Source organism: Chryseobacterium camelliae, from assembly GCF_002770595.1.
Classification (GTDB): domain Bacteria; phylum Bacteroidota; class Bacteroidia; order Flavobacteriales; family Weeksellaceae; genus Chryseobacterium; species Chryseobacterium camelliae.
In genome coordinates, this window is record NZ_CP022986.1 from 1,587,676 (window position 1) to 1,609,768 (window position 22,093).

At 37.7% G+C, this 22,093-nt stretch carries 17 protein-coding genes; 3 read left to right on the forward strand and 14 right to left on the reverse strand.

The window, feature by feature from the left end; translation table 11 throughout:
- Positions 1 to 3 precede the first annotated feature (3 nt).
- Genes CGB83_RS07290 through CGB83_RS07300 form a run of 3 tightly spaced genes read right to left on the reverse strand, consistent with a single transcriptional unit; the run spans position 4 to position 1,472 of the window.
- A complete protein-coding gene (locus CGB83_RS07290) occupies positions 4 to 354 on the reverse strand; it encodes a DUF3408 domain-containing protein (protein ID WP_100075219.1) in 351 nt (116 codons plus the stop codon).
- Positions 302 to 703, reverse strand: coding sequence for a DUF3408 domain-containing protein (locus CGB83_RS07295; protein WP_100075220.1), 402 nt, complete (start codon positions 701 to 703; stop codon positions 302 to 304). The genes CGB83_RS07290 and CGB83_RS07295 overlap by 53 nt, the downstream gene beginning before the upstream one ends.
- 1 nt (position 704) lies before the next feature.
- Positions 705 to 1,472, reverse strand: a complete 768-nt coding sequence (locus CGB83_RS07300; protein WP_100075221.1) for a ParA family protein — start codon at positions 1,470 to 1,472, stop codon at positions 705 to 707.
- Positions 1,473 to 2,166: 694 nt separating this feature from the next.
- On the opposite strand from CGB83_RS07300, the gene mobA reads away from it, so the two are divergent.
- Both mobA and mobB read left to right on the forward strand, forming a co-directional pair.
- Positions 2,167 to 2,595 carry a conjugal transfer protein MobA gene (gene mobA / locus CGB83_RS07310; RefSeq protein WP_100075223.1) on the forward strand — a complete coding sequence of 143 codons (429 nt, stop codon included), beginning with the start codon at positions 2,167 to 2,169 and terminating at the stop codon, positions 2,593 to 2,595.
- The gene (mobB, locus tag CGB83_RS07315) at positions 2,592 to 3,869 is read left to right on the forward strand and encodes a conjugal transfer protein MobB (RefSeq protein ID WP_100075224.1); all 1,278 of its coding nucleotides are present in this window, start codon (positions 2,592 to 2,594) and stop codon (positions 3,867 to 3,869) included. Before mobA ends, mobB begins: the two co-directional genes overlap by 4 nt.
- A 71-nt stretch (positions 3,870 to 3,940) precedes the next feature.
- On the opposite strand, the gene CGB83_RS07320 is transcribed toward mobB, so the two are convergent.
- Positions 3,941 to 4,558: a hypothetical protein gene (locus CGB83_RS07320; RefSeq protein ID WP_100075225.1), complete on the reverse strand. Its 618-nt coding sequence runs from the start codon at positions 4,556 to 4,558 to the stop codon at positions 3,941 to 3,943.
- A 145-nt stretch (positions 4,559 to 4,703) separates the two neighbouring features.
- Positions 4,704 to 4,958, reverse strand: coding sequence for a hypothetical protein (locus CGB83_RS07325; RefSeq protein WP_100075226.1), 255 nt, complete (start codon positions 4,956 to 4,958; stop codon positions 4,704 to 4,706).
- Positions 4,959 to 5,139: 181 nt separating this feature from the next.
- Here CGB83_RS07325 and mobC point away from each other — a divergent pair, with 181 nt between their 5' ends.
- Positions 5,140 to 7,119 (forward strand): conjugal transfer protein MobC, encoded by a 1,980-nt coding sequence (mobC, locus tag CGB83_RS07330; protein WP_100075227.1) that lies wholly within the window; start codon positions 5,140 to 5,142, stop codon positions 7,117 to 7,119.
- A 389-nt stretch (positions 7,120 to 7,508) separates the two neighbouring features.
- Here mobC and CGB83_RS07335 read toward each other — a convergent pair whose 3' ends face one another.
- From CGB83_RS07335 to CGB83_RS07375, 9 genes are all read right to left on the reverse strand, one after another.
- Complete coding sequence (locus CGB83_RS07335) at positions 7,509 to 8,045, reverse strand: hypothetical protein (RefSeq protein ID WP_228420128.1); 537 nt, start codon at positions 8,043 to 8,045, stop codon at positions 7,509 to 7,511.
- Between the two features lie 115 nt (positions 8,046 to 8,160).
- The gene (locus CGB83_RS07340) at positions 8,161 to 8,967 is read right to left on the reverse strand and encodes a trypsin-like serine peptidase (RefSeq protein ID WP_100075228.1); all 807 of its coding nucleotides are present in this window, start codon (positions 8,965 to 8,967) and stop codon (positions 8,161 to 8,163) included.
- A 63-nt stretch (positions 8,968 to 9,030) separates the two neighbouring features.
- Positions 9,031 to 10,170: a zinc-binding metallopeptidase family protein gene (locus CGB83_RS07345; RefSeq protein ID WP_100075229.1), complete on the reverse strand. Its 1,140-nt coding sequence runs from the start codon at positions 10,168 to 10,170 to the stop codon at positions 9,031 to 9,033.
- A 252-nt stretch (positions 10,171 to 10,422) separates the two neighbouring features.
- A complete protein-coding gene (locus tag CGB83_RS07350) occupies positions 10,423 to 15,720 on the reverse strand; it encodes an N-6 DNA methylase (protein WP_100075230.1) in 5,298 nt (1,765 codons plus the stop codon).
- Positions 15,707 to 16,144 (reverse strand): DUF1896 domain-containing protein, encoded by a 438-nt coding sequence (locus tag CGB83_RS07355; protein WP_100075231.1) that lies wholly within the window; start codon positions 16,142 to 16,144, stop codon positions 15,707 to 15,709. Before CGB83_RS07355 ends, CGB83_RS07350 begins: the two co-directional genes overlap by 14 nt.
- 176 nt (positions 16,145 to 16,320) lie before the next feature.
- Complete coding sequence (locus CGB83_RS07360) at positions 16,321 to 18,405, reverse strand: type IA DNA topoisomerase (protein ID WP_100075232.1); 2,085 nt, start codon at positions 18,403 to 18,405, stop codon at positions 16,321 to 16,323.
- A gap of 5 nt (positions 18,406 to 18,410) precedes the next feature.
- A complete protein-coding gene (locus tag CGB83_RS07365; protein WP_100075233.1) occupies positions 18,411 to 19,796 on the reverse strand; it encodes a DUF3945 domain-containing protein in 1,386 nt (461 codons plus the stop codon).
- 71 nt (positions 19,797 to 19,867) lie between these two features.
- Complete coding sequence (locus CGB83_RS07370) at positions 19,868 to 20,122, reverse strand: helix-turn-helix domain-containing protein (protein ID WP_446661297.1); 255 nt, start codon at positions 20,120 to 20,122, stop codon at positions 19,868 to 19,870.
- A 284-nt stretch (positions 20,123 to 20,406) separates the two neighbouring features.
- A complete protein-coding gene (locus CGB83_RS07375) occupies positions 20,407 to 21,249 on the reverse strand; it encodes an RteC domain-containing protein (protein ID WP_100075235.1) in 843 nt (280 codons plus the stop codon).
- Between the last annotated feature and the right edge of the window lie 844 nt (positions 21,250 to 22,093).

Below are 22,093 nucleotides of genomic sequence, written 5' to 3' on the forward strand. Positions count from 1 at the left end.
ATCCTAAAAAAGTGGCTTAGATTTGTTAATGAATTCATTTATCAGCATATCTTCAAATACCGTGAAATGATGCCTCAATATGTTATCCAGCAAAGCATAGAGTGGTATTTTATCCTCTCCTATAACATTCGCGATTCTTGACAATCTGGTATGATGCTCACTGCTTACATAGATACTTTTATGACCCCGTTTATACATAAAAGTATCTGATAGGAACAGTGATTCGTAATTCACATTATCATAAACTACCTGCTGACGTAGTTTTACGGTAACTTCAACTTGATTTTTTGGCTTTTTCATCTTATAAAATGGGTTTAAATTTTTTATTGAAATAATCGGTAATCTCCTCGCCATATTCACGGAAATGATTTTCCAGTATATTGTCTATATAGGAATACAGCGTTACTTTGTCCTCACGGGTCAGCTGCACTATGCGCAAGAGCCGTTCGTGATATTCAGACCGTATATAGACAACCTTCCCGCTCCTGCCCGTAGGGAAACGGTTGGCAAGAAAAAACTCTTCGTAATCTACCTTTTTGCCGGACCTTGTCCTGGACTTCTCGGCTTTGGCCGTAGGATCTGCAATTTTATCCGCGCTCTCCTCTGTATTTCCCGCAGGTAAAGGTTCATCGCCACTCATGATGTTCATCAGGTACTCCTCATCGATGATCGGTTTCTCAAATTCTTTACGATCTTTCTTCATCTCAGATATGAATTATTTTTAGAAACTCCTTAACAAATTGATCCACACGCGTTATTTTTAAAATTTGTGGATCAGCGGGTAATAATGTTGATTTAAAAACATAATTTCCCGTATCATCAATTTCTTTCCGGAAACGTTTACTGTCCATGATCCGCGTTGCCATAATCGGAAGTGATAATCCGTCTATTACTCTTTCATAAGCATCGTACAGGCCTGTTTTCTCTCTACCGTCAACCTGGTTCCAGAATAGGAATAAAGACTGCTCGATCGGATTTTTATTCTGCGCGGGAAGTCTTAGGAAAACCTCACTGAATGCCAGTGTGCTCTCCACAACAAGGCGGTCTGCCGTAATAGGTGAAAAAATGTAATTCATCCCCTTTAAAGCACCGATAACCCCCTGGGTGTTGGCTGTACCCGGTAGGTCAAAAAAGATAATATCCGGCGGAACGGAGCTGCTCTCACAGTAGTCAAAAGCCTTTTCAAGTGCGTTCTCCGCCTTACACTTAATGATCGGATAAGCCTTTTTATTGATCGTATGGAATTGTTTAACGGCCTGTCTTTTGTGAAAATCACTTTCCATTACCGTACGCTTATCTCTTTCACGAATACCGATCAAGCTATATTGCGGAAAATCGCAATCCAGTACCAGGATATTATATCCAAGGCGGTAATGCAGAACGCTCGCTAGCAATATCGTCATCGTAGATTTACCCACTCCCCCCTTTTGCGCATAAATGCTTACCTTTAAAGTTTCTTTCTTTTTTTCCATATTATATTATTTTATAGCTTCTTAATTTTAAAGTTGTATTAAAGAGCAATTGCCTAAGTTTACAGATGCACAGTAAAATATAGGTAGAGTCAGTTATACGAGTTAAAAAAGGACCTTATATAAATACTCACATCTTATCTGTAAATCATACATACTTCTTAGAATTCCGTAAACTGATAAAAAATCTACCAACATTTATGACTTCATATTTTACCGTTTTTATCCTTTTACCCTTTTATAGTTTTACGTTTTTATAGTTTTATGCTTTTACATTTTTAAAACCTAACACTTTTATGCTTTTACAATTACTTGGTTTGTAACTGGCTAAGTTAACCATAGTCACTGCCCACATGCCGTATGCAAAAGAAGGCAACTGTAGGAGCTGTAAAGCAGAAGTTTTACTACCTTTCCTCTTTTTACCTACGGTTTCCGAAAGTTTTTTATGATGCGAGCTTTATGCTATTCTTTCTCATATCTGTTCCCAAGAACAGAGCAAGTTGTGTTTTGAGTGCCTCAAAACTCGTTTTGTGCCCCAAAACTACTTGCTCTGCCGAGGGCTGGTTAATCCTCCAAAGTCGGCTTTACCTTTATGATTTTATTGTTAATGGCTGTGAATTTTTAGGAAAAGAAAGGCTTCCAAAAGCTATTAAGCAATATATTAATTGATCTTTTGATAGGTTTTGGAAAAAAGTATATGGTAACAAATCGTAAAGGTGGTCGCAAACCTAAACTTGAGAAAGCAACACACAGGTACGTTTTCCGTCTTACGGATTCGGAGAATGCAAAATTTCAAACGCTATTTGAACAATCCGGGCTGGATAAAAGAGCAAAGTTTATCATATCCCTTCTATTTGAAAGGAAGATAAATTCAGTTATTGTCGATAAAGGTGCTATTGACTATTGCACAAAATTATCACAATTTTTTGCTCAGTTCAGGGCTATCGGAGTCAACTACAATCAAATTGTAAAGATCCTCCACACTAATTTCAGCGATAAAAAAACAGTGCTTTATATCGGTAAACTTGAAGAGCAGACCAAAGAACTTGCTGCGATCTGCCGCGATGTTTTAATCCTTAGCAAAAAATTTGAAGCGGAATATCTTGTCAAAAAAGGAAAGTTATGATTGCGAAAATAGGACGTGGGTCAAATTTATATGGTGCTTTGAATTATAACAACTCCAAAGTAATTCAAAGCAATGCCTCAATATTACACCTTAACAATATTTTTGAAACACCTGATGGCAACTATACGACAGCTCAGCTGTTGTACTCATTCCTGCCGAATCTTGCGGCAAATAAAAATACAGAGAAGACAGCAATCCATATTTCTTTAAATCCCGATCCAAATGATATGGTGTCAGATGAAGATTATGTCGGCATTGCTAGGGAATATATGACGAAAATGGGATATGGTGATCAACCATATGTGGTTTTTAAACATGATGATATCGACCGTAGCCATATCCATATTGTTTCATCAACAGTGAACCAAAATGGAATCAAAATATTTGATGTTTTTGAAAAGAGAAGATCAATGGAAATCTGTCGCGAAATTGAAAAAGAATATAAGTTAATACGAGCAGACGAAAGAATTAGTTCCAACGAAAGTCTCGCTTTCGTACCTGTTGATCATACTAAAGGAAATGTAAAGAGCCAGATTACAGCTGTTGTGAGATATCTCCCGAAATATTATCATTTTCAAAATCTTGGAAGTTATAATGCGTTGCTATCGCTATTCAATATCTCGGCTGAAACCATCAAAAAGGAATATAATGGTGAGATTAAAGAAGGCTTGATCTATTTCGCGCTAGATAAGAATGGGGAGAAGGCCACAAATCCCTTTAAAGCATCTCTGTTTGGGAAGCACGCAGGGCTTTCAGCCTTGCAATCTCACTTTCTAAAATGTAAAGAAGACCCAGCCGAAACTAAAGAAGAAACCAAAATAATTATTTCACAAGCCCTCGCTATTGCACAAAGTGAAAAGGACTTTAAAGCGTACTTAATAGAACATGGTATTAATGTAGTGATACGAAGGAACCAGCACGGAAGATTGTATGGAATTAGCTTTGTAGATCATAACGCACGCACGGTATACAATGGCTCACATCTTGGCAAACAGTATTCTGCAAACGCAATCGATGAGATTTTTTCCAGGACCAACAACTCTCCAGTACCGACGGGCATAGAATTCCCACAAAAAAGCGATACTTCAAGACCTGTAATTCCTCATAAAGATACACTTCACCCGTTATTCGATTTTATGCTAAATAGCGTTTCTAGTTTTCCTGACTGGGGAATACTGAATGACTTTTTACTTAGCGGAAACGCAGAAGATCCGGAAGAACAGCTATTTGAATTTAATATGAAGAAAAAGAAAAGGAGGCAAAACAAAAGATAATTTAGCATTGATCCTGCATAAATTACATACCCATACCAAGCTCCTATTTTAAAAACCCTTTGTTAAAATAGTTAATCAAAGTAAATAGGATGGTACTGCGATAGTGCTACGGAATTTGGCCTTACACTGTTTCGCCAGCTGATAGTTCTATGACGGGATGATCCCTCCTGACATTTTCCTAGTCCATCTAAATCCTCTACGAATCCATAAAAATAGATCTTATGCGCCGGAAATATTACTTCCTGTTGATAAATGACAGGCTGCTCCTGCAAGCTGTGGCTCAGTTCCTTCAATAGCATAATTGGTTCGGAAAGAAAAACTGGAAAACCCATAAAATTAAGCTTTTTACAGTTCTCATCCGCGAAGATTTCTGTAAGCGCACCAGATGTATATTCGAAAGACAAACCGTTTGGCCTGAACTCCAGAATTGTATCATCCCTTACTTGCCCAAACTCTGCGATCGCGTCCGAAACAGCTATATAATCTTCAGCACTAAAAAAGTCAGGAAACATTTTGTACAGTTCATCCAGTCCAGCTTGCTGGCTTTGAACTGTATCACTTCTGTCAATTTGAACTGGTCCAATATCTGCACTGAATTGATCAACATCCGAACGTAACATTGAAAATTTAATCTGCCCAAGCCCTTCTAAAGGATGTATTTGCCAAATGGAATTAGTATTTTTAGACATAAACCTAAATCTATATAGTTTAGACTAATATAATTAATTTTGCTTAACTGATCTTTTATCTGGCGTACTTCCTAGTTTAAACATCATTATATCTTGCTCGTTCGCAAATTTGAAAAGATCATCATTGCCGTGTAAATAATTGGAATTACAATCTGTAGCGCAGTGCGATGTGACGCCAGATATCTTCGGCGAAATCCTGATCTTCGCCATGTTCAAAATGCCATTTTCCATTTGTTTTAATCAGCTTTTGTACCAGACCATCCAAGAGTATCTGAAATTCAGTCATATTTTTAGTCAAATCTCTGCTCAATAATACGACTTGAAAATCACGATTTTTAAAGGTGATTCTGAATACCTGTTTATTAAATTGCTCTTCAAATTGTCCTATAGTATCAAACATAATCCACTTCCGAAATTCAGTCTAATTATAGGAATTTTATCGCAGACAAAAAACTTAATGGCTAATCTAAATCTTACAATATTTCAAAGGTATTGGAAGTTATAGGCAAATGTATGCCATCTTATGCATTAGCAGAAAAATTGTTCGTCAGGACTAATATCTATGGTGAAACTTTTCATATATGCAAGAAGACGATTTAAGAGGCCTCGCAAAAATTATGGCTTTCATGCGAGCTGTAAGCATTCTCCTAGTTTTGATGAATTTCTACTGGTTCTGTTACTCCTTTTTCTTTGAACAGGGATGGACGCTCGAAATTGTCGAGCGAATTCTCAAAAATTTCCAAAAAACCTCTGGTTTATTTACTAATTCCACATATAGCAAACTGTTTGCCCTAATCTTATTGGCACTGAGCTGTCTGGGAACTAAAGGCGTGAAAAACGAAAAAATTAAGTGGAAAAATATCAATACATGTCTATTTGCTGGATCAATACTATACTTACTCAATTTCCCGCTTATTGAAATATCAGGCATTCTATATATGCTTTCTACATCTGCAGGCTTTATCCTGCTTATGGTTGCTGGATTATGGATGAGTAGGCTGCTTAAAAACAAATTGATGGATGATCCTTTCAATAATGAAAACGAAAGCTTCATGCAGGAGACAAAGCTTTTAGAAAATGAGTTTTCCGTTAACCTGCCCACAAAATTTTATTATCGTGGAAAATGGAATGACGGATGGATTTCGGTGGTGAACGTCTTTCGCGCATCTATCGTACTAGGTACTCCCGGAAGTGGTAAGAGCTACGCTATAGTAAACAACTACATTAAGCAACATATCGAAAAAGGATTCTCGATGTACATTTACGATTTCAAATTTGATGATCTTTCACTAATCGCTTACAACCATCTCCTGAAGCACAGTGACAAGTACGATGTAAAACCCAAATTCTATGTGATCAACTTTGATAATCCACGCAAAAGCCATCGCTGCAATCCCTTAAATCCTAAATTCATGACTGACATCTCTGATGCATACGAAGCATCGTACACCATCATGCTAAACCTCAATAAGACGTGGATTCAGAAACAAGGGGATTTTTTTGTTGAGTCACCAATCATCCTGCTAGCAGCGATCATCTGGTTTTTAAAGATTTATGATAATGGTAAATTCTGCACTTTTCCGCACGCAATCGAACTACTTAATAAAAAATATGCTGATATTTTTACAATACTAACAAGTTATTCTGAGCTTGAAAACTACCTTAGTCCCTTTCTTGATGCTTGGGAAGGCGGGGCACAAGATCAACTACAAGGCCAGATTGCCTCTGCTAAAATCCCACTATCAAGAATGATCTCTCCGCAGCTCTACTGGGTTATGTCCGGGGATGATTTTTCATTGGACATAAACAATCCGGAGGAACCGAAAATCCTATGTGTTGGTAATAATCCTGATAGACAGAACATCTACTCGGCTGCCCTCGGCTTATACAACTCCAGAATCGTAAAAATGATAAATAAAAAGGGAAAATTGAAAAGTTCCGTTATTATTGATGAGCTTCCCACAATCTACTTTCGTGGATTGGATAATCTGATTGCAACAGCCCGAAGCAATAAAGTGGCTGTCTGTCTTGGTTTTCAGGATTTCTCTCAACTGGTTCGGGATTATGGTGATAAAGAAGCAAAAGTCATACTCAATACCGTCGGAAATATATTCTCAGGTCAGGTCGTGGGCGAAACAGCCAAAACACTTTCAGAAAGGTTCGGAAAGATTGTCCAAAAACGTCAATCGATATCTATCAATAGAAATGATACCAGTACATCTATATCAACACAATTAGACAGTCTGATTCCGGCGTCTAAAATATCTACTCTTTCCCAAGGAATGTTTGTAGGAGCAGTTGCTGACAATTTTGGTGAGAAAATAGAGCAAAAAATATTTCATGCCCAAATCGTAGTAGATACGGAAAAGGTTGCCACAGAAACAAAAAACTTTAAGCCTATTCCAGAGATCCGTGGTTTTATTTCAGAAACTGGCGAGGATAGTATGGACAAAGAAATTGATCAAAATTACCGGCAGATCAAACTAGATGTTTCAAAAATTATTGCAAGTGAGCTTTCGCGCATTCAGAACGACCCAGAATTAAGGCATTTGATAAGATAGACTGACTATTAATTTAAAAAAGACAAATAATATAATTAAAAACATACAACATGCGCTTACGGTATATTCCCGCTCTCATTTAAAATAATAGTAATAGGTTTTAAACCAAATGATAATGATAATTACAAAATTAGCCCTGACATCATTATTCATAGAAGGCAGACAAACGACCATAAATTAGTTGTAATCGAAGTAAAAAAGGACAGCCATACAAAAAAACATAAAGAATTTGACCTGATTAAACTTGAACACCTAACAATTGATTTTCTTGGTAATCATTACAATTACAAATAAGGTATAGCAATAATTTTTGGAACTAAAAAGAATACGGACAAATACGATATTCGTTTTTTCCAAAACGGCAGGGAATTCCAGGAAGAAAACTTAGTCTAGTACTTATAGTCTACGTATTTTAGAAGTTGCATTACTGAATAGTCGATTCTCATAATGTATTCGTCTTCTCCGCCATAGTCTCTCAGAAATCTTTCAGAGAAACCGTAACCGCCATTAGCTTTTGCTTTTTTTAACACATCGCTAAGTGGGTAAAAGGTATTTCTGTATTTCCCTTTATTAATTGTCAATGATGGCAGACAATCTTTTGTATCGCATATAATCCAATAGCCTTTTCGCTCACCGAATCTTACGGCGGAATATGCCGTATTTGTAAAGCTCGCAATGTACTCTGCTTTAGACTTTCTCGGAATGCTTCTGATGAGTATAGGTTGTGTCTTTGGAATGAAATTTCTTAATACAATATCCCATACATCATAATATGCCTTAAATTTTTCACTACGGTCAGTAGAGATCCAGTTACAGATAAAAGTCGTTGTATCAGCTGAAGGTTCAGAATCTTTCTCAAAAATATCAATTAGGTTTTGAGCTATTTCTTCTTTTTTGACAGCTGTTAATCTATAATAATCTTTCATAATCTAATTTAAAAATCTGATGGCGAAAATTTAATTACTTATAATTCCTATCAAGATGGGATAATCGTTGTTCAACTGTCATAATAAGTTGTTATTTAATGTTTTTAGGATATACCTATTTATGGTGAATCCAGTCTTCCTCTGGTATTAATGCTGATGCATTTAGTTCATTTGGTGTAAAGTCTTTTATACCTTCTGGCCCTCCATGATGTATACCTATTATATAGTATTTATCCATCACTTTTACCCAAAGAGGAGCTCCGCTATCACCACTACAAGTGAAGAGTGGATATCCTACAAGCTCATATTCTTTGGGAAAAATAAGTTCTTTAATTGATGTAGATTTATTAGAAAGTATATCGGAATGATCCATTCCACTTTCTGCCAGATCCACAGGGTAGCCAGTTAAGGTAACTATCTGATCAGGGTGTAAATCTAGAAGTTTATAATTTGTCACTTCAATACTTCCCGAATAGATTGGCTTTAATTTGCGCCTGCCGGTTTCGGAAAGTATTATCAAAGAAATATCATCACTAAAATAGTTTCCTTTTTTTCTGGGAGCGTTTTTTATTATCATATCTTCTTTAAGCAAAGTAACTTCAATTGTCTTGATTTTCCCGTTCTCGAATAAATTTTTGTAAACAATAATTTTATTCAATAGCCATTTATCAACGACATGTCTTGCGGTAATTAGTGTATTTTCATCAATGAATGTAGCAGTTCCCCAAGATTTTTTCAATCCTCGAACATTTATATGAACTATCGAGTTGTAAGGTTTAAAATTGAGAACCTCAGACTCAACAAAACTTCTTGTATTTAAATATCTTTCTGGTCCACAGTCTCCATGTATTTTTATTTGGCAATATGTTAGATTACCAAGGAGAAGAAAGAGAGCCATAGAAAATAGTCTTAAATCTTTCATATAGATTAATATTAGTATTGTTAACGTATAAATGAGTTGATTCTAAGAGGCAACCTGAAAGCATTAATTTACCTTTATAAAATTGTCTTTAATAGAGTTGAGTTTTGCAGTTTGAATTTTAACTGCTGTAGGATCTAATTTTGCTTTTGGGTTTTTGGAATAGTCTTCTATAATTTTTATATAACCATCAATATAGTTCGCCATAGCTTTCACAACACTCTGATTGAATTCTCTGACTTCTGGAAGTTGCTCAAGAGCATAGTCTGAAAGCGATACAGCTTTCTTAAATTTGGGGTCATTCATCTTATTCCTCATAAGTTCAGAATCTTGTATATTATATGTCGTTTCAAAATCCTGAACAGCATTTTCTCTAGAAATTGAAAGAAGATTACAGATTTCTGTTCTACTTCCTTTTAATGATTTTTTTATAATACCAGCGTCTATGTAAAGTCTTTCTGTTATAACACTATGTTCATTATTATAGCGTTTCAGTTCATCATAAAAGGAAATCCTCTCTTGTATTTCTGCGTAAAAGTTCTTTAATTCCTGATCTCCAAAAGTTGGTCCATCTGCATTTTCCAAATTGACAGGTAATGTCAAGTCATTTTTGTCTTTAAATTGCTGCTTAGTTATGGCTACACTTGTATTTCTCTTTTGAAAAAGTGCAGCTTGCTGGATAGTTGAATTGATTATACTTGATATAGGGTTGCTATTTAGTACAGATTGAGTTATTGGACTATTTAATATCGCTCCTAGAATTGAGGAAAATTTTGTTTTTGCCTTTAGATTATCAGTGTCTTTACTGTATTTGGGAAGCAGATTCTTTGATGCAGATTCTATAACAAGATCTGAAAATGAAGTTCCTAAACTTTTGGAAGTAGGGTTGTTAATTTCTGCTAGGGTTTCACTGAGATCTTTGGCTGCTAACAATCTGGTAGCTGCGGGCACAAGAATTTCGATTTCCGTTCCGTTAACCAGACCTGTTCTTAAAGAAATTAAATTCATTTCATACTTTTCCTTTACGCTCTTTCGCTTTTCGTCATTAAAAGTGATTTTAGAATCCTCAAAGGACTTTTCAAGATTAAACATCCTTTTTTTTAAGGAATCCACAGCCGCTTCAGAAGTAAGGTCTTTGTTTTTTTCTTGTGCAGATAGAAAAACAATGGATAGACTCATTGCCATTAAGGTTAATAAAGTTTTCATAAAATATGGTTTTAGTTAAGTATCACTAATTTACAAAAAAGATTGAACCGATTTTTTTTAATTTTGAAACAAGACCAAGGTTTTGCATTTCAAAGAGTAGTTATGAAAAAAGCACAGAAAAAGAGGTTTCCAATTTTTTGAAATTTTGGCAATTGATTTAAAAATTCTATATCCTAACTAAAGATATTAAAAAAAATTACACTCGATTTTTGGGGAAATATTCGCGACATTTTAACAAATATTTTGTCTTTTTTAAATTTTTTGTCCCTTAAATTTGGTAGTGGAATTATTGCTATCACTATCATCTTTTACCTTCAATGATGACTGTATTTTTCTTTCCACAGCGGCGAGTTCAGTTTTCAGAGCTGCAAGCACTTTTTCTTTGTTCCAACTGCCATTCACAATATCATTTAATACAATCTGGTCAGCTTTTAGCTGATTTATCTTCTTTTTCTCTTCGTCAATGAGTCCAGGAAGTTTTTGAAGGGCACTAATAAAATTTAAGCTTGCACGCTCGGGATCGCTTGCCATAATACCATTGTTGTGCGTATACTTGATATTTCCTTCACCACAGACAAAGAACCTATTATCTCTTTGAATAGGGCTAGATTCATCTTTCTGTGTCATTTCCGTTTTTACAAGCAGTTTAAAGCCATACAATGAGCCTATCTCTTCGTAATAACCGCCGGTCCTTGAAGCCGCTGCAAGTTTAGCCAGCTTTGCACCAATTTCTTTAACATCTGGATCCCGGCGCAAGCCATCCAAGACGATCGGGTTCAAAACTTTTCCGTCTTGCGATTTTTGGACACGATTTTGATAGTTTTCCCAGTCTGCATTTAACCTTGCTAACCGGGACTTTCTCCCTTCAAGTTCTTCTTGCAGACTTTCCAATTTTGAACTGGAACTCCACTTTGATCTTAAGAAAGCATGTTTCTCACTTTCAAGAACAGAAATTTTCTTTTCGACTTTTGCTTTTTCCAATAGATCGGTATTACCTGACAATAAAGCCACATACTCGGAAAAATTCATACCCGAAACTTCATCCATTCCCCCTTCATCAAGTATCCGTACTGCGATGGTATTACTCTTTAACTGTCCGATAAAACGCTGCTTATTTGCTAGTGTATTAAATTTGTAAGCATCCAATGATTTTTCTACAGCATAAATAAAAACATCGACCTTATTGTCAGCAAAAAATTTAGCAATCTCATTGCCTTTTCGTACAGCCCGACCGTCTCTCTGCTCCAGATCCGAAGGCCGCCATGGAATATCCAGATGATGCACAGCTACTGCCCTCTTTTGGGCATTTACCCCCGTTCCGAGCATTTCTGTCGATCCAAAGAGGACCCTAATTTTCCCTTCATTGGTAGCTTTGATCAGTTCTTTACGCTGATCCTCCGTTTTTGCTTCCTGAATAAAGCGGATCTCCTCTGCCGGTATCCCATGATCTTCAACAAGTTTCCGCTTAATCTCGCTGTATATGTTCCACTCGCCCGGTTTAAAAGTGCCGAGGTCTGAGAAAACAAATTGAGTGCCTTTTTGCGCATTGAAATTTTTATAATATTTTGCAATATTTGCTGCACAAACAGAAGCTTTGTTTCCTGGATCGTCCGTATACCGAGGAGATATAAGCCGCATATCAAGGGACATTTTCCTTGCAAAATCTGTCGCGATCAACATCTTGGCTTTCTGCTCTGTCGGCGTTAGTGGAGCTCTACCAAGTAACTCAGCATTGCCACTCTTTGCAAACTCCATCAACTTTTTAATGAAAACTTCCTGATCCGGAGTCGGCGGAATATTGTAGAGTATCTCATTTTTTATCGGTCTATCAATTCCGATATCAGCCGCAGTGCGGTAATCGGTGATTTCAGTGTAAAATTGGGACAGTTCGGGCACTTTTATAAAATGTCTGAACCGCTCCTTCTGAACGATATTATTGGCAACAGAGAATTCATAATCGATCGATTTACGGGCATAGATAGCAGCCCATGCATCAAAACAATTAATCCTCTGTCTTTCCAGTGCTTTTGGTCTTAAAAATTTAAAAAGGCAGTATAACTCTGTAAGTGAATTTGAAATAGTGGTTCCAGAAAGAAAAGTTGCGCCAAGATCTTTCCCATTTCTTTCCTGAATTGTACGGATGGCAAAAAGTAGGTTGAGTGCCTTTTGGCTGCCTTGTACATTTCCCAATCCAGCTACGCGCTCATGACGCGTATTGAACATGAGATTTTTGAATTTATGGCTCTCATCAACAAAAATATGATCAATACCCATCATTTTAAAGTCGACGACATCATCCTTTCGATTTCCGATATCATGCTCCAGTGTCTTAAGCTTCACAGCTAAGTTTTTCTTCCGGATTTCTACGCCTTTCATCATTGCACCAGATACATCTTTCCCCTGACTGCGCAGTGCGTCAAGATTTTGCTCCACAGACATCAGTTCCGCTTGAAGTATCTCTTTCTGCAATTCTGTTGATTGGGGGATCATACCAAACTGGTCATGTGTGAGGATAATGCAGTCCCAATCATTGTTCTTGATCTCGCCAAAAATCTTAAGCCTTTTCTGGGGTGTGAAGTCCTTTTTACCGGGGTATAATATCTTTGCGAAAGGATAAGCTTTTCGATAGGTTTCTGCAATTTCGTGAACATTGGCCTTTAGCGCTATGATCATTGGCTTGTGAACTAGCCCCAACCTTTTCATTTCCTGCGCTCCTGCACACATAATAAGTGTCTTGCCTCCCCCAACTTCATGATCACAGATACCGCCATTATTACTTTTTAGCATGTAAATAGCATCTTTCTGACTTTGATACAGATCCTCTATGCCTACTGCCCTGCGGTCAAGTGCTGGAAATGTTTGATGGCTACCATCATAATACGGTCTGACATGACAATTAAAAAGCTCGTTATATCTTCCGGTAAGTTCCCTTTTAAAATTATCGTCCTGTTGATAAAGCCAATCCGTAAATTCATGGCGGATCTCATCAATTTTGCCATTGGCCATCTGGATAGCATCCATATCCTTAACCTTGATGGCAGTCCCATCCGCTAAGTACTCAGTTTTGGTGATATCCGGAGTGGTATTAACAAGAGCATGCCGCAGCAGGTTCAAACCATCAAATGTCCGGTTCTCAGATTTAATAGCGTATTTTTCTGAAATCCTAATATTGCTGGATTTTGCATTTACAGAAAAATCATCGCTGCTCTCTGAATAGTAAATCCGTACATCGGTATCAAAGAGATGGCTTGCGAAACGGTTATAAATTTCTGTGCCGATCCACCGCTCCCCCAGGTTAAAATCAAGCTCCTCAAATTTAATCGGTTCAGGAATGACTTTTTCAAGCGCTTCCAGACTCTGCCGGGCTTCCATGTCCTCTGGATGGTTAGCAAGGTAATTATTCAGTTGCGTCGCTTTTAAAACAACATTTCCAGCAAGAAATTTCTGAGATACTTCCAATTCACCAGATAACGGATTCAAGAAAATTTGGCCCTGGAGATCTTTCCGTAATTCGTTTTCGGAAAGGCCGCTCACCTGAATCATAAAAGCAAGATCTACGGAGCCCGTTTGATTAAGTGAAGCCGACAAAGCCTCTGAAGCGCTGCTTACAGCAACTTCTGCCGTGGAGAAACTAACTGGATGTGTAAAAATATCTGCCTTATGGATGACACCACCAACCACCCGCTCAAGAAAAGGAACTTCATTTCCGGAAGAGTCCATTTTAATGAATCTAATATTTTCGGCTGTATTTAAATTTCCATACCGTCCAATAAACTCATCATAGGTCCTATTTAAAAGCTGGCGCCCCTCTTTATCCTCCGCTCTACTTTTAGCTTCAATTTCATATAGCGAATGGTAGCTATCCCTTAGGTTGATATAGCTCTGGATTCGCTCCTGATCCTTTTTGGATAATTCAAGTGGATGAAAAATATAGGTCCCATCACGACGGTTAATTTTTAGTTTCCCGATACTGCTACCCGAAACAATTATAGTATCTTCGCGGTAAAACGGCTTCACTTCACCGTCAAAGGCCCTTACCTCATTTTTTAACACCGAATCATCTGGTAGTTCATGGAATAACGATGCGACCTCTGTAGGTTTCGTTAAGTTTGTTGATAGAGGCTTTTTTTGCACACTTTCTTTCTGATCCGATCTACTTGCCCGTCGCGGTTTATTATGACTTGTATTGACTTCATCTGCATCAAAGAAGGAAAGCTGCTGAAAATTTGTAACCTTACTTTGGCTTGTGCTTTTTCTACTTTTCTTTGCCTTTTTAACCGATAAGTCATCAATAACCTGATCGGAAAAAAGGCTTAGTTGGATCACTATTTCAGAATTACTAGAATCAGGATTTACGCTTATTGGAGTATTTAGAATTCGTTCTGATGTCAATTTATTAACAACCTCTTTCATGCTGTGTTCATCATAAAGCTCGCGGTTGAAATACTGCAGGAAAGCCTCTGAAAGCTTTAGATGAACATCCTTTGCAATTCCAGCAACTCCACCATCATGCACATGCATTGTTGTCGGCTTCCCATATTGATCAGTATCCTGAAAAGAACTTGTAGCAATAATGTGGTTTGGATTATAAAATAAGAGGTTGCAATTTTCTGTGGTCCCCATAAAATCCCTTGCACGCATAGATAAGGAACGAGGCTGTGTATTTTTTTGCAGAACAATGAGATCTGTGCCCACAGATGTGCCACTTTCTTCAAATAGATTATTCGGTAACCGTAGCGCAGCCACGAGATTGTGCTCATGCATCAATGCTTCACGGATCGGATAGTTGGAGGGACTGTTCAGAACACCCTGCGAAGTTATAAATGCTAGCAACCCTCCTTCGCGCAGTTTATCGGTACCTTTTAAAAAGAAATAATTATGGACGCTCTGTGCAGCAAATTTCCGGGCCTTATCTGTACCCCTTGAATAAGTTAGATCAAATATTGAAGTGGTTCCGAACGGAATATTACCGATAACGAGATCATATCCTGTATCTCCTTCGCCAATATTCTCAAAGCTGTCTATTCTGATATCAACATGGGAACCATACAAATTTTTCAGAATTTCCCCCGTTATTAAGTCCTGTTCATAAGCACAAATTTTTACATGATCCAGTTCTCTAAAGGGTTCAATAAAAGCTCCTACACCGGCCGATGGCTCAAGCATGCTACCAATATCTAATCCCGTTTCCAGTATTGCCTTTGCTATGCTGCCGGTAATCTCTTTCGGTGTGTAAAATGCATCTAGGATAGAACCCTTAATTTTTGCCACATAGTCGGCATACTTACTTTGATCTTCTGTATTTTCTCTGATGAGCGTAAACAATTCCTGCGTCATCGCAAAATAAGGCCGATCAGTAGCCTTCCAGCCATTGATGTCATCCGGTAATGAGACGGGATTTAAGATAAATTTCAAGCCTCCAAATCCCGCAAAATTACGTAGCAGCAGTTTTTCGTGCTCAGTTGCTTCCCGCCCCTCCTTTTCAATACTGAAACTTGTTCTGATGGCATCAATGTTCTGCCGTAAATGGCGCTTCTTATCGAATACCATTTTGCTCAATCCAAATAGCAATAAAACCTGTTAGCTCCGTATACAGCAGATCGTAATCAGTTGTATAGGCGAAATCATCAGTCAATTCATAATGCTCAAAGCATTCCTGGCATTTTGGAAGGATCTTCAGTGCAAAATCGCGATAATCGAGTTCATCAAAAACATCAGAAAATTCGTAGGACAGAACCTCAAACAGAGAATCAAATTTAGAAAAGTGCAATCCCTCATAAAGAATACCGTTAGCGATCTCATTACATTCGTTAATAGGATTGCCTGCCCTAAATGCGCCATCGTATGCGTTTGCTGCCCACCTGGCGCGCTGTTCAATAAAATTTATATCAGCAGATCTTTCTGGAAAACTTGAATCAATGTGATCCTGCAACTTTAATTTGTAATAGGAATAGTCCTGGTTATGGTTTTTCATATCGCTATAATTTTTATAAGTTTTATAGCGGTAAACCTAGCTTGGTTGAACTGCACTGTTGGCATTGTGTCCTATCCGTTCCTATTCTTGCATCGATATTCCTAAAACCTTATAAAAAAAAAGAAACCCGGAACCATTTAAGGCTCCAGGCTTCACTAACCAAATCACATCATGAACTATTTGTATTTATGTTTCTTTTTTTCTTCAAATTCAAAAGTGGTCGAACCAGATCCGTCCAGTAAGATATAAGCACTAAATGGTTTCTTATTTCTACCCACCATTTTTTTTATTAAAGGTGTCCGCCGTTTTGTTAAAAGCGCTTCAATTTCTTTGTATTGCAACTGGACACCGCAAATGTTCCGGAATAATTTCCAGCCACACTTCTGATCTGTACATTTGATTATTTTTTCTCCGAGAATTACTGAGGAGCTGCATTTTGGGCAGTTGAGATGAACGGTATTCGCTGATTTTCTTTTAATATTCAGCAGCTCATGGGTAACCTGCTGTACCATCAGCTCTACCTCAGTATGAAAAATCCCAGCATCCAGTTCTCCATTTTCGATTTTCTCAAATGCAATTTCCCACTGCGCAGTCATTGCCGCGTCAGCAATTTTCTTATCGGCTACAATTTCGTAAACAAGCATTCCCTTATCTGTAGGGACAATAGCCTTGCTTTCTCTTCTGACGTACCCGCGGTCAATTAAGGTTTCAATCACGGCAGCCCTTGTTGCCGGCGTTCCAATACCTAAGCCTTTGAGCATCTTGCGCTCCTGTTCATTTTCTACCGTAGCGCCAATATTTTCCATCTTAAGAAGCAAATCGGCGTCCGTGTATAGTGTTGGAGGCTTGGTCTTCTTTGAAAGTACCTCTAAACTGTCTATTTTAACCTGTATTCCTACTTGCAGATATGGAAAATCAGTAACCAGATCATCACCTTCCTCATCAAAATCACCGTTAATAACTTTCCATCCTGCAGAAACAATTTTGACAACCTTCAAATTGAAATCATAATGGAGAATACCAAATTTCACATCTGTGATTTCTTTATGGCATGTAGGCGAAACAGCTTCAAGCACGCGCCTAGCGATCATATCATAGAGAGCATCCTCATCAGCGTTCAATCGGGTCGGAATATTTTCCGTAATCAGGATACCATGATGGTCTGTGACTTTAACATCATTTACAATGTGTCTGTTGTAGCGTTCCCACTTGATATTGGCAACAGAATCTTTGCAGGAAGATCGTGAACCTAAGGCTAGAATAAGTGCAGGTATTTCGGGCCAGACATCTTCGGGAATATATTTGGATCCCGTTCTAGGATAGGTTATAAATTTCTTTTCGTAAAGCTGCTGGGCAATTTCCAGGGTTCGCTGAGCAGAATAACCGAGCTTTTTATTCGCCTCTTTCTGCAGTCCTGTCAGATCAAATAGCAGTGGCGCTTGACTTGTGCCAGCTTTCTGTTCTACCTGTTTTACTTCTGCCACTCCGACACGTTCCAAGGTCCTCCTTACTGATTCAGCTTTTTCTCTATCTTCAAACTTATCTGTCGAAAGACTCTTAATACGAGTACCTTCTTTTATAGAAGAAAGTTCAAGCTGAAAATAGTTTTTAACCTCAAATGATTCACACGCTAGAAAACGCTGACAAATTAGTGCAAGAGTGGGCGTCTGTACCCTTCCAAGAGAAAAAAGTCCATCACCTAAGGCAACGGTCAGCGCCTGCGTAGCATTGATTCCAACAAGCCAATCGCATTCAGACCGCTGCTTACCGGCCAGATAAAGACCATTGAAATCGCTTCCCGGCAAGAGATTTTTGAATCCATCGATGATCGCCTTTTCGGTAAGGCTGTTAATCCATAGTCGCTCAAAGGGCTTTGTGCAGCCGAGGTATTGATAGATAAACCGGAAGATAACTTCGCCCTCACGCCCTGCATCAGTCGCCACGATTATACTTTCGCACCGCTTAAATACAGACTCAACTACTGCAAGCTGCCGTTTTGATCCCTCATCATCAATAAGGCCTTTACCCGACTTTATTTTTCTTCCTATTAACTTGAATCTTGATGGAATAATGGGAAAGGACTCCCTATTGAATCCCTTAATCCCATAATCTTCCGGCATAGCAAGACCTACCAGATGTCCCAGCGCCCAGGTCACCAGAAAACCTCCGCCTTCACAATATCCGTCTTTTTTATCTGTTGCACCTACAATACGTGCAAGCTCATAAGCTACTGAGGGCTTTTCCGCAATAATTGCTTTCATCAGGATCAATTCATTTTTTGTTTTCTGGTATTTTCCTTCTTCACAGTACCGTTCTGAACCGCATTTTTATTCGTAGAAGTCCCCTCTTTTTCTTGCCCCTGCCCCTGTTTGTGTATCTCTGTCTGTTTTTGAGATTTCTCCTGATTGGGATGATCAAAATCGAATTCTAATCTTCCGCTCTCTTTATTTTGCCAGACATAGCCTGAGTAAAGTTTTGTGCCTTCTTTATTGACAATATCTTTCACATGGATCACTTCACCATCCTGCAAAAGCTTCTTTTCCTTTTCATCCAAAACCTTACCTCTAAATTCATCAGGGATGCCCTCAACCTGTGCCTGCTGTTGGCTCTCCCCCTGTCCGACAAAAACGAGTTTTTTCGCGTCGGCGTTATATTGTAGATGCTGATTGAAGACTTCTCCCGTTTTCGAGTTTACCATACCTTCCACAAGGACCTGTTTACCCTCCAGCAGTTCAGTTTTTTGCTCCGGACTGAGTTTCACACCACCAAATTTTTCACTGATCTTGATCAGATCTACTGGAAAGGACACAACCTCATTGGTTAATTTGTCAATACTGATGAGAGCCTTCACCTTCGAGCCGTCGGAATAATTTGTAAGTTCCGCAACGCGCCCCATGTTTCCTGTTTTCTTTAAATTATCCCGATCTTCAGCTGTAAAAGAATGGCCATAAAACTGATTTTTAAGATCTGGTTCCACTCGGACTCCATGAGCCATCACGACAACTTTGTCCTGTACTTTACGTAATGAGAGGCGTGCATCTCCTTTCATCACAACACCATCAAAATTCCCTTCAATTCGGTAAATCCCATCAGATTTGTATCCTTTCAGCAGTTTCTCAAGTTGTCCGTTTTTTTCAAGCAGTTCACGATTTAAATTCAGTTTTTCAAGTGATGTCCAGTCGATCTCCTGAGCATTGTACTTTTGAGGTCTACTCTCTGTTGTAGGTGCTGTGCCCTCCGATGTTTGATTTGTTTCCATATTTTTATTATTTAACTTATTGTCATATTTGATTTCAAGTGCATCAAGAAGCTTATTACCCTCGGGAGTGGGATGGTCAATGGCTTTCTGTAGCTTCTTAGCAACTTCATTCAGATTAATTTCAGGTGACCTGAAAAACCGGAAGGATAATGGATCATTGAGCCGGCGCCAGAAGTTCGAAAAGAAATTGCTTATAGCGTCCCCCTTATCCACACGCATAAAATCCAGAAGATTTGACTTCTTAGGTGTAGAGGTTTGCAGATTCCCTTCCTCATCCACACCCTTTACCGCCTCGATACGATTCTTTTTTTTATCAAGTACTAAAAGAATATCGGAAAGAGCTTCAAGTACTTGCTGCGGCTGGTTTTCTTTAGAAATAGTTTGTTCGTTCATAATAGAAAGTATTTAAGTGCTTGAAATTATTGGAAGGATTCTAAGAAGGAATTCCGCTATCTTTTGCGTTCCTACATAGGCGTAAACTTTCCTCCATGGTAACTGTCACGGATAAACTGGTGGACGTCAGAACTCTTGTAGAAAACTTTTCCGCTTATTGTAAAGTATTTGATCTTACCAATGGTACGATAGCGTTGCAGACAACGGTAGGTTATCTTTAACATTTGCAGAACGTCCTGGTTGTCCAATAATTCTTCGCCGTCGATACTAAGCCTTTTTTTCTCTCTATTTTCGATATCACCGGCAAGGACGTCGAATCTTTTCATGATTCGTTCCATCCAACTCAAAAATTCAACTCTGTCAATATTCATAGCCTTTTGCTGTTTGGTTTACAGAGCCAAAATTGGCCTTGTTTTTCCGGCAAAATCTAACAGTGCACATACCAATATGCTAGTCAGATATAGTTTTTTTTTCAGGCTTTCTTTGTGTGACTGTTGCCTGGGAGAGGGGATTAGAAACATCTACATGGGTAAGATATGACTAGGTATGGGTAAAAAAAAGAAGGATAACCCGTTGGATTACCCTTCTTATATATTAATTCTCTTCCAATCTATAAATCATTGTCCATATATTGTTCAAGATTGTATTTTAGCGAATTTAAAAAGCGAGCTCTTTGACCTGCTCTAAATTTCATCTGGTAAAACGCATGATGAATGTCACCGAGACTTACCTCGAATATATCCTCAAAAAGCTGGCTGATCTTTCGAATTCCAACACGGCCATTTGAAACACTTCTTGAAATGTGAAGCGCATAAATAAGCTCAATAAGAGCATTCTTCGAATCAGTCCAAGAAAATTCGGCATCTTCACTGATATCTAAATCATCGTTATTTGTAGGTTCAACTCTGCCAAATTTTCCCGAAAGGTAAGAATGATAAAGATCGTAAGCCTTGATCTGCGCGACCTTATAATCGTAGTAAGTCGAGAAATCCCTGTCAACCTCAAAGAAGAAGCTATCGACTCCATCAAAGTAGTTTATATTTCCTAGTCTATAATAGAACTCATCTTTGTCTGACCTACCGGTACGATAATAACTGTAGAAATCTGAAGAAGCTATATTTTTTTTATATTCCTTGTTGAGTAACTTAAGCTGCTCCGTATAGTAAGCTTCGGTCAATTCCGAATTTAAAGGGCTATATGCTTCAATTTTTACTACCTTATTGTAAAACATAAGCCTGCCCAGAATTTCGGGCTTTACTCTTTTAAAGAAAGTAATTTCGTCCAAAATACTTTCAAAACCTTTCTGATTGATTTGTGCTTTTAATTCAGATAGAGTTTTATCAAGAAATGAAACCATGTGAAAAGCTTCATCAATTGCACTTTTTGTGCTCCTTGATATACTTATCTCTTCCTTTTCAATAGTTAATAAAATGTTTTTATATGCCTGTTTCATATGATTGTTTTTTAAAGTGATTATGCCCCACACTTTAAAATATATCCCACTGTGATGAGATAAAACAAAAATAAATATACACTATAATTTATTTCTTAATCATTGATTATGAAGGGTTTTAATTATTCGTAGTGAGTTAATTATTATCCGCTCGCATCTAACTAAGATTTGAGTACATAACAGAAGTTGCTTGATTTGGCAGATAAGTTTTAGGTATTACAATAAAAAATAATAATACTATAAAGAAATACATATAGCGTATTTGTATTAATTCTAGAAATACAGTGTACTTTTTCTAACAGATCTTTTTCATAGGTCAAAAATTGCAGTGTGGTTTTCATAATAACAAATTAAATACTATTTCCCACCATTTTTTTTGACAAAAAGCAAAAAAAATCATGTTTAATTGAAATTTTAATCGTAAATTACCTTTATCATTAATAACCACCAATCCAACTTCTGCAAAGTGTAAATGAAAAATATGGTAAGTACATTGGAAGAAAATTCAGCAAAAGAAACTCTCTTAAAGTTTCTTGATAGTATTCATTCCATGTCGCCAGAACTCCGAGACGCTTTATTCTTAAATACATATTTGCAAAAAGTAAACAAGAAGCATATTCTACTTAATATCGATGAAATTCAGAAGTCACTTTTCTTTGTTGTCAAAGGTTTAGTACGCTCCTACTACCTTGACAGTTTTGGATAGGACGTCTTGGCTACTCTTTGAAGGGGATCTAGCAATTTCTGTATATAGCTTTTTCAGTCAGAAACGATCTTTTGAAGTTTTGGAAGCTATAGAAGAAACAAGTTTTCTTGTACTTAGCCATGAGAAGCTCATGCAGCT

Bases quoted from the DNA above. Each gene is read 5' to 3' on its own strand.
- CGB83_RS07290 (WP_100075219.1), bottom strand. From the start codon at position 354: ATGGCGAGGAGATTACCGATTATTTCAATAAAAAATTTAAACCCATTT.
- CGB83_RS07295 (WP_100075220.1), bottom strand. From the start codon at position 703: ATGAAGAAAGATCGTAAAGAATTTGAGAAACCGATCATCGATGAGGAG.
- CGB83_RS07300 (WP_100075221.1), bottom strand. From the start codon at position 1,472: ATGGAAAAAAAGAAAGAAACTTTAAAGGTAAGCATTTATGCGCAAAAG.
- mobA (WP_100075223.1), top strand. From the start codon at position 2,167: ATGGTAACAAATCGTAAAGGTGGTCGCAAACCTAAACTTGAGAAAGCA.
- mobB (WP_100075224.1), top strand. From the start codon at position 2,592: ATGATTGCGAAAATAGGACGTGGGTCAAATTTATATGGTGCTTTGAAT.
- CGB83_RS07320 (WP_100075225.1), bottom strand. From the start codon at position 4,558: ATGTCTAAAAATACTAATTCCATTTGGCAAATACATCCTTTAGAAGGG.
- CGB83_RS07325 (WP_100075226.1), bottom strand. From the start codon at position 4,958: ATGTTTGATACTATAGGACAATTTGAAGAGCAATTTAATAAACAGGTA.
- mobC (WP_100075227.1), top strand. From the start codon at position 5,140: ATGCAAGAAGACGATTTAAGAGGCCTCGCAAAAATTATGGCTTTCATG.
- CGB83_RS07335 (WP_228420128.1), bottom strand. From the start codon at position 8,045: ATGAAAGATTATTATAGATTAACAGCTGTCAAAAAAGAAGAAATAGCT.
- CGB83_RS07340 (WP_100075228.1), bottom strand. From the start codon at position 8,967: ATGAAAGATTTAAGACTATTTTCTATGGCTCTCTTTCTTCTCCTTGGT.
- CGB83_RS07345 (WP_100075229.1), bottom strand. From the start codon at position 10,170: ATGAAAACTTTATTAACCTTAATGGCAATGAGTCTATCCATTGTTTTT.
- CGB83_RS07350 (WP_100075230.1), bottom strand. From the start codon at position 15,720: ATGGTATTCGATAAGAAGCGCCATTTACGGCAGAACATTGATGCCATC.
- CGB83_RS07355 (WP_100075231.1), bottom strand. From the start codon at position 16,144: ATGAAAAACCATAACCAGGACTATTCCTATTACAAATTAAAGTTGCAG.
- CGB83_RS07360 (WP_100075232.1), bottom strand. From the start codon at position 18,405: ATGAAAGCAATTATTGCGGAAAAGCCCTCAGTAGCTTATGAGCTTGCA.
- CGB83_RS07365 (WP_100075233.1), bottom strand. From the start codon at position 19,796: ATGAACGAACAAACTATTTCTAAAGAAAACCAGCCGCAGCAAGTACTT.
- CGB83_RS07370 (WP_446661297.1), bottom strand. From the start codon at position 20,122: ATGAAAAGATTCGACGTCCTTGCCGGTGATATCGAAAATAGAGAGAAA.
- CGB83_RS07375 (WP_100075235.1), bottom strand. From the start codon at position 21,249: ATGAAACAGGCATATAAAAACATTTTATTAACTATTGAAAAGGAAGAG.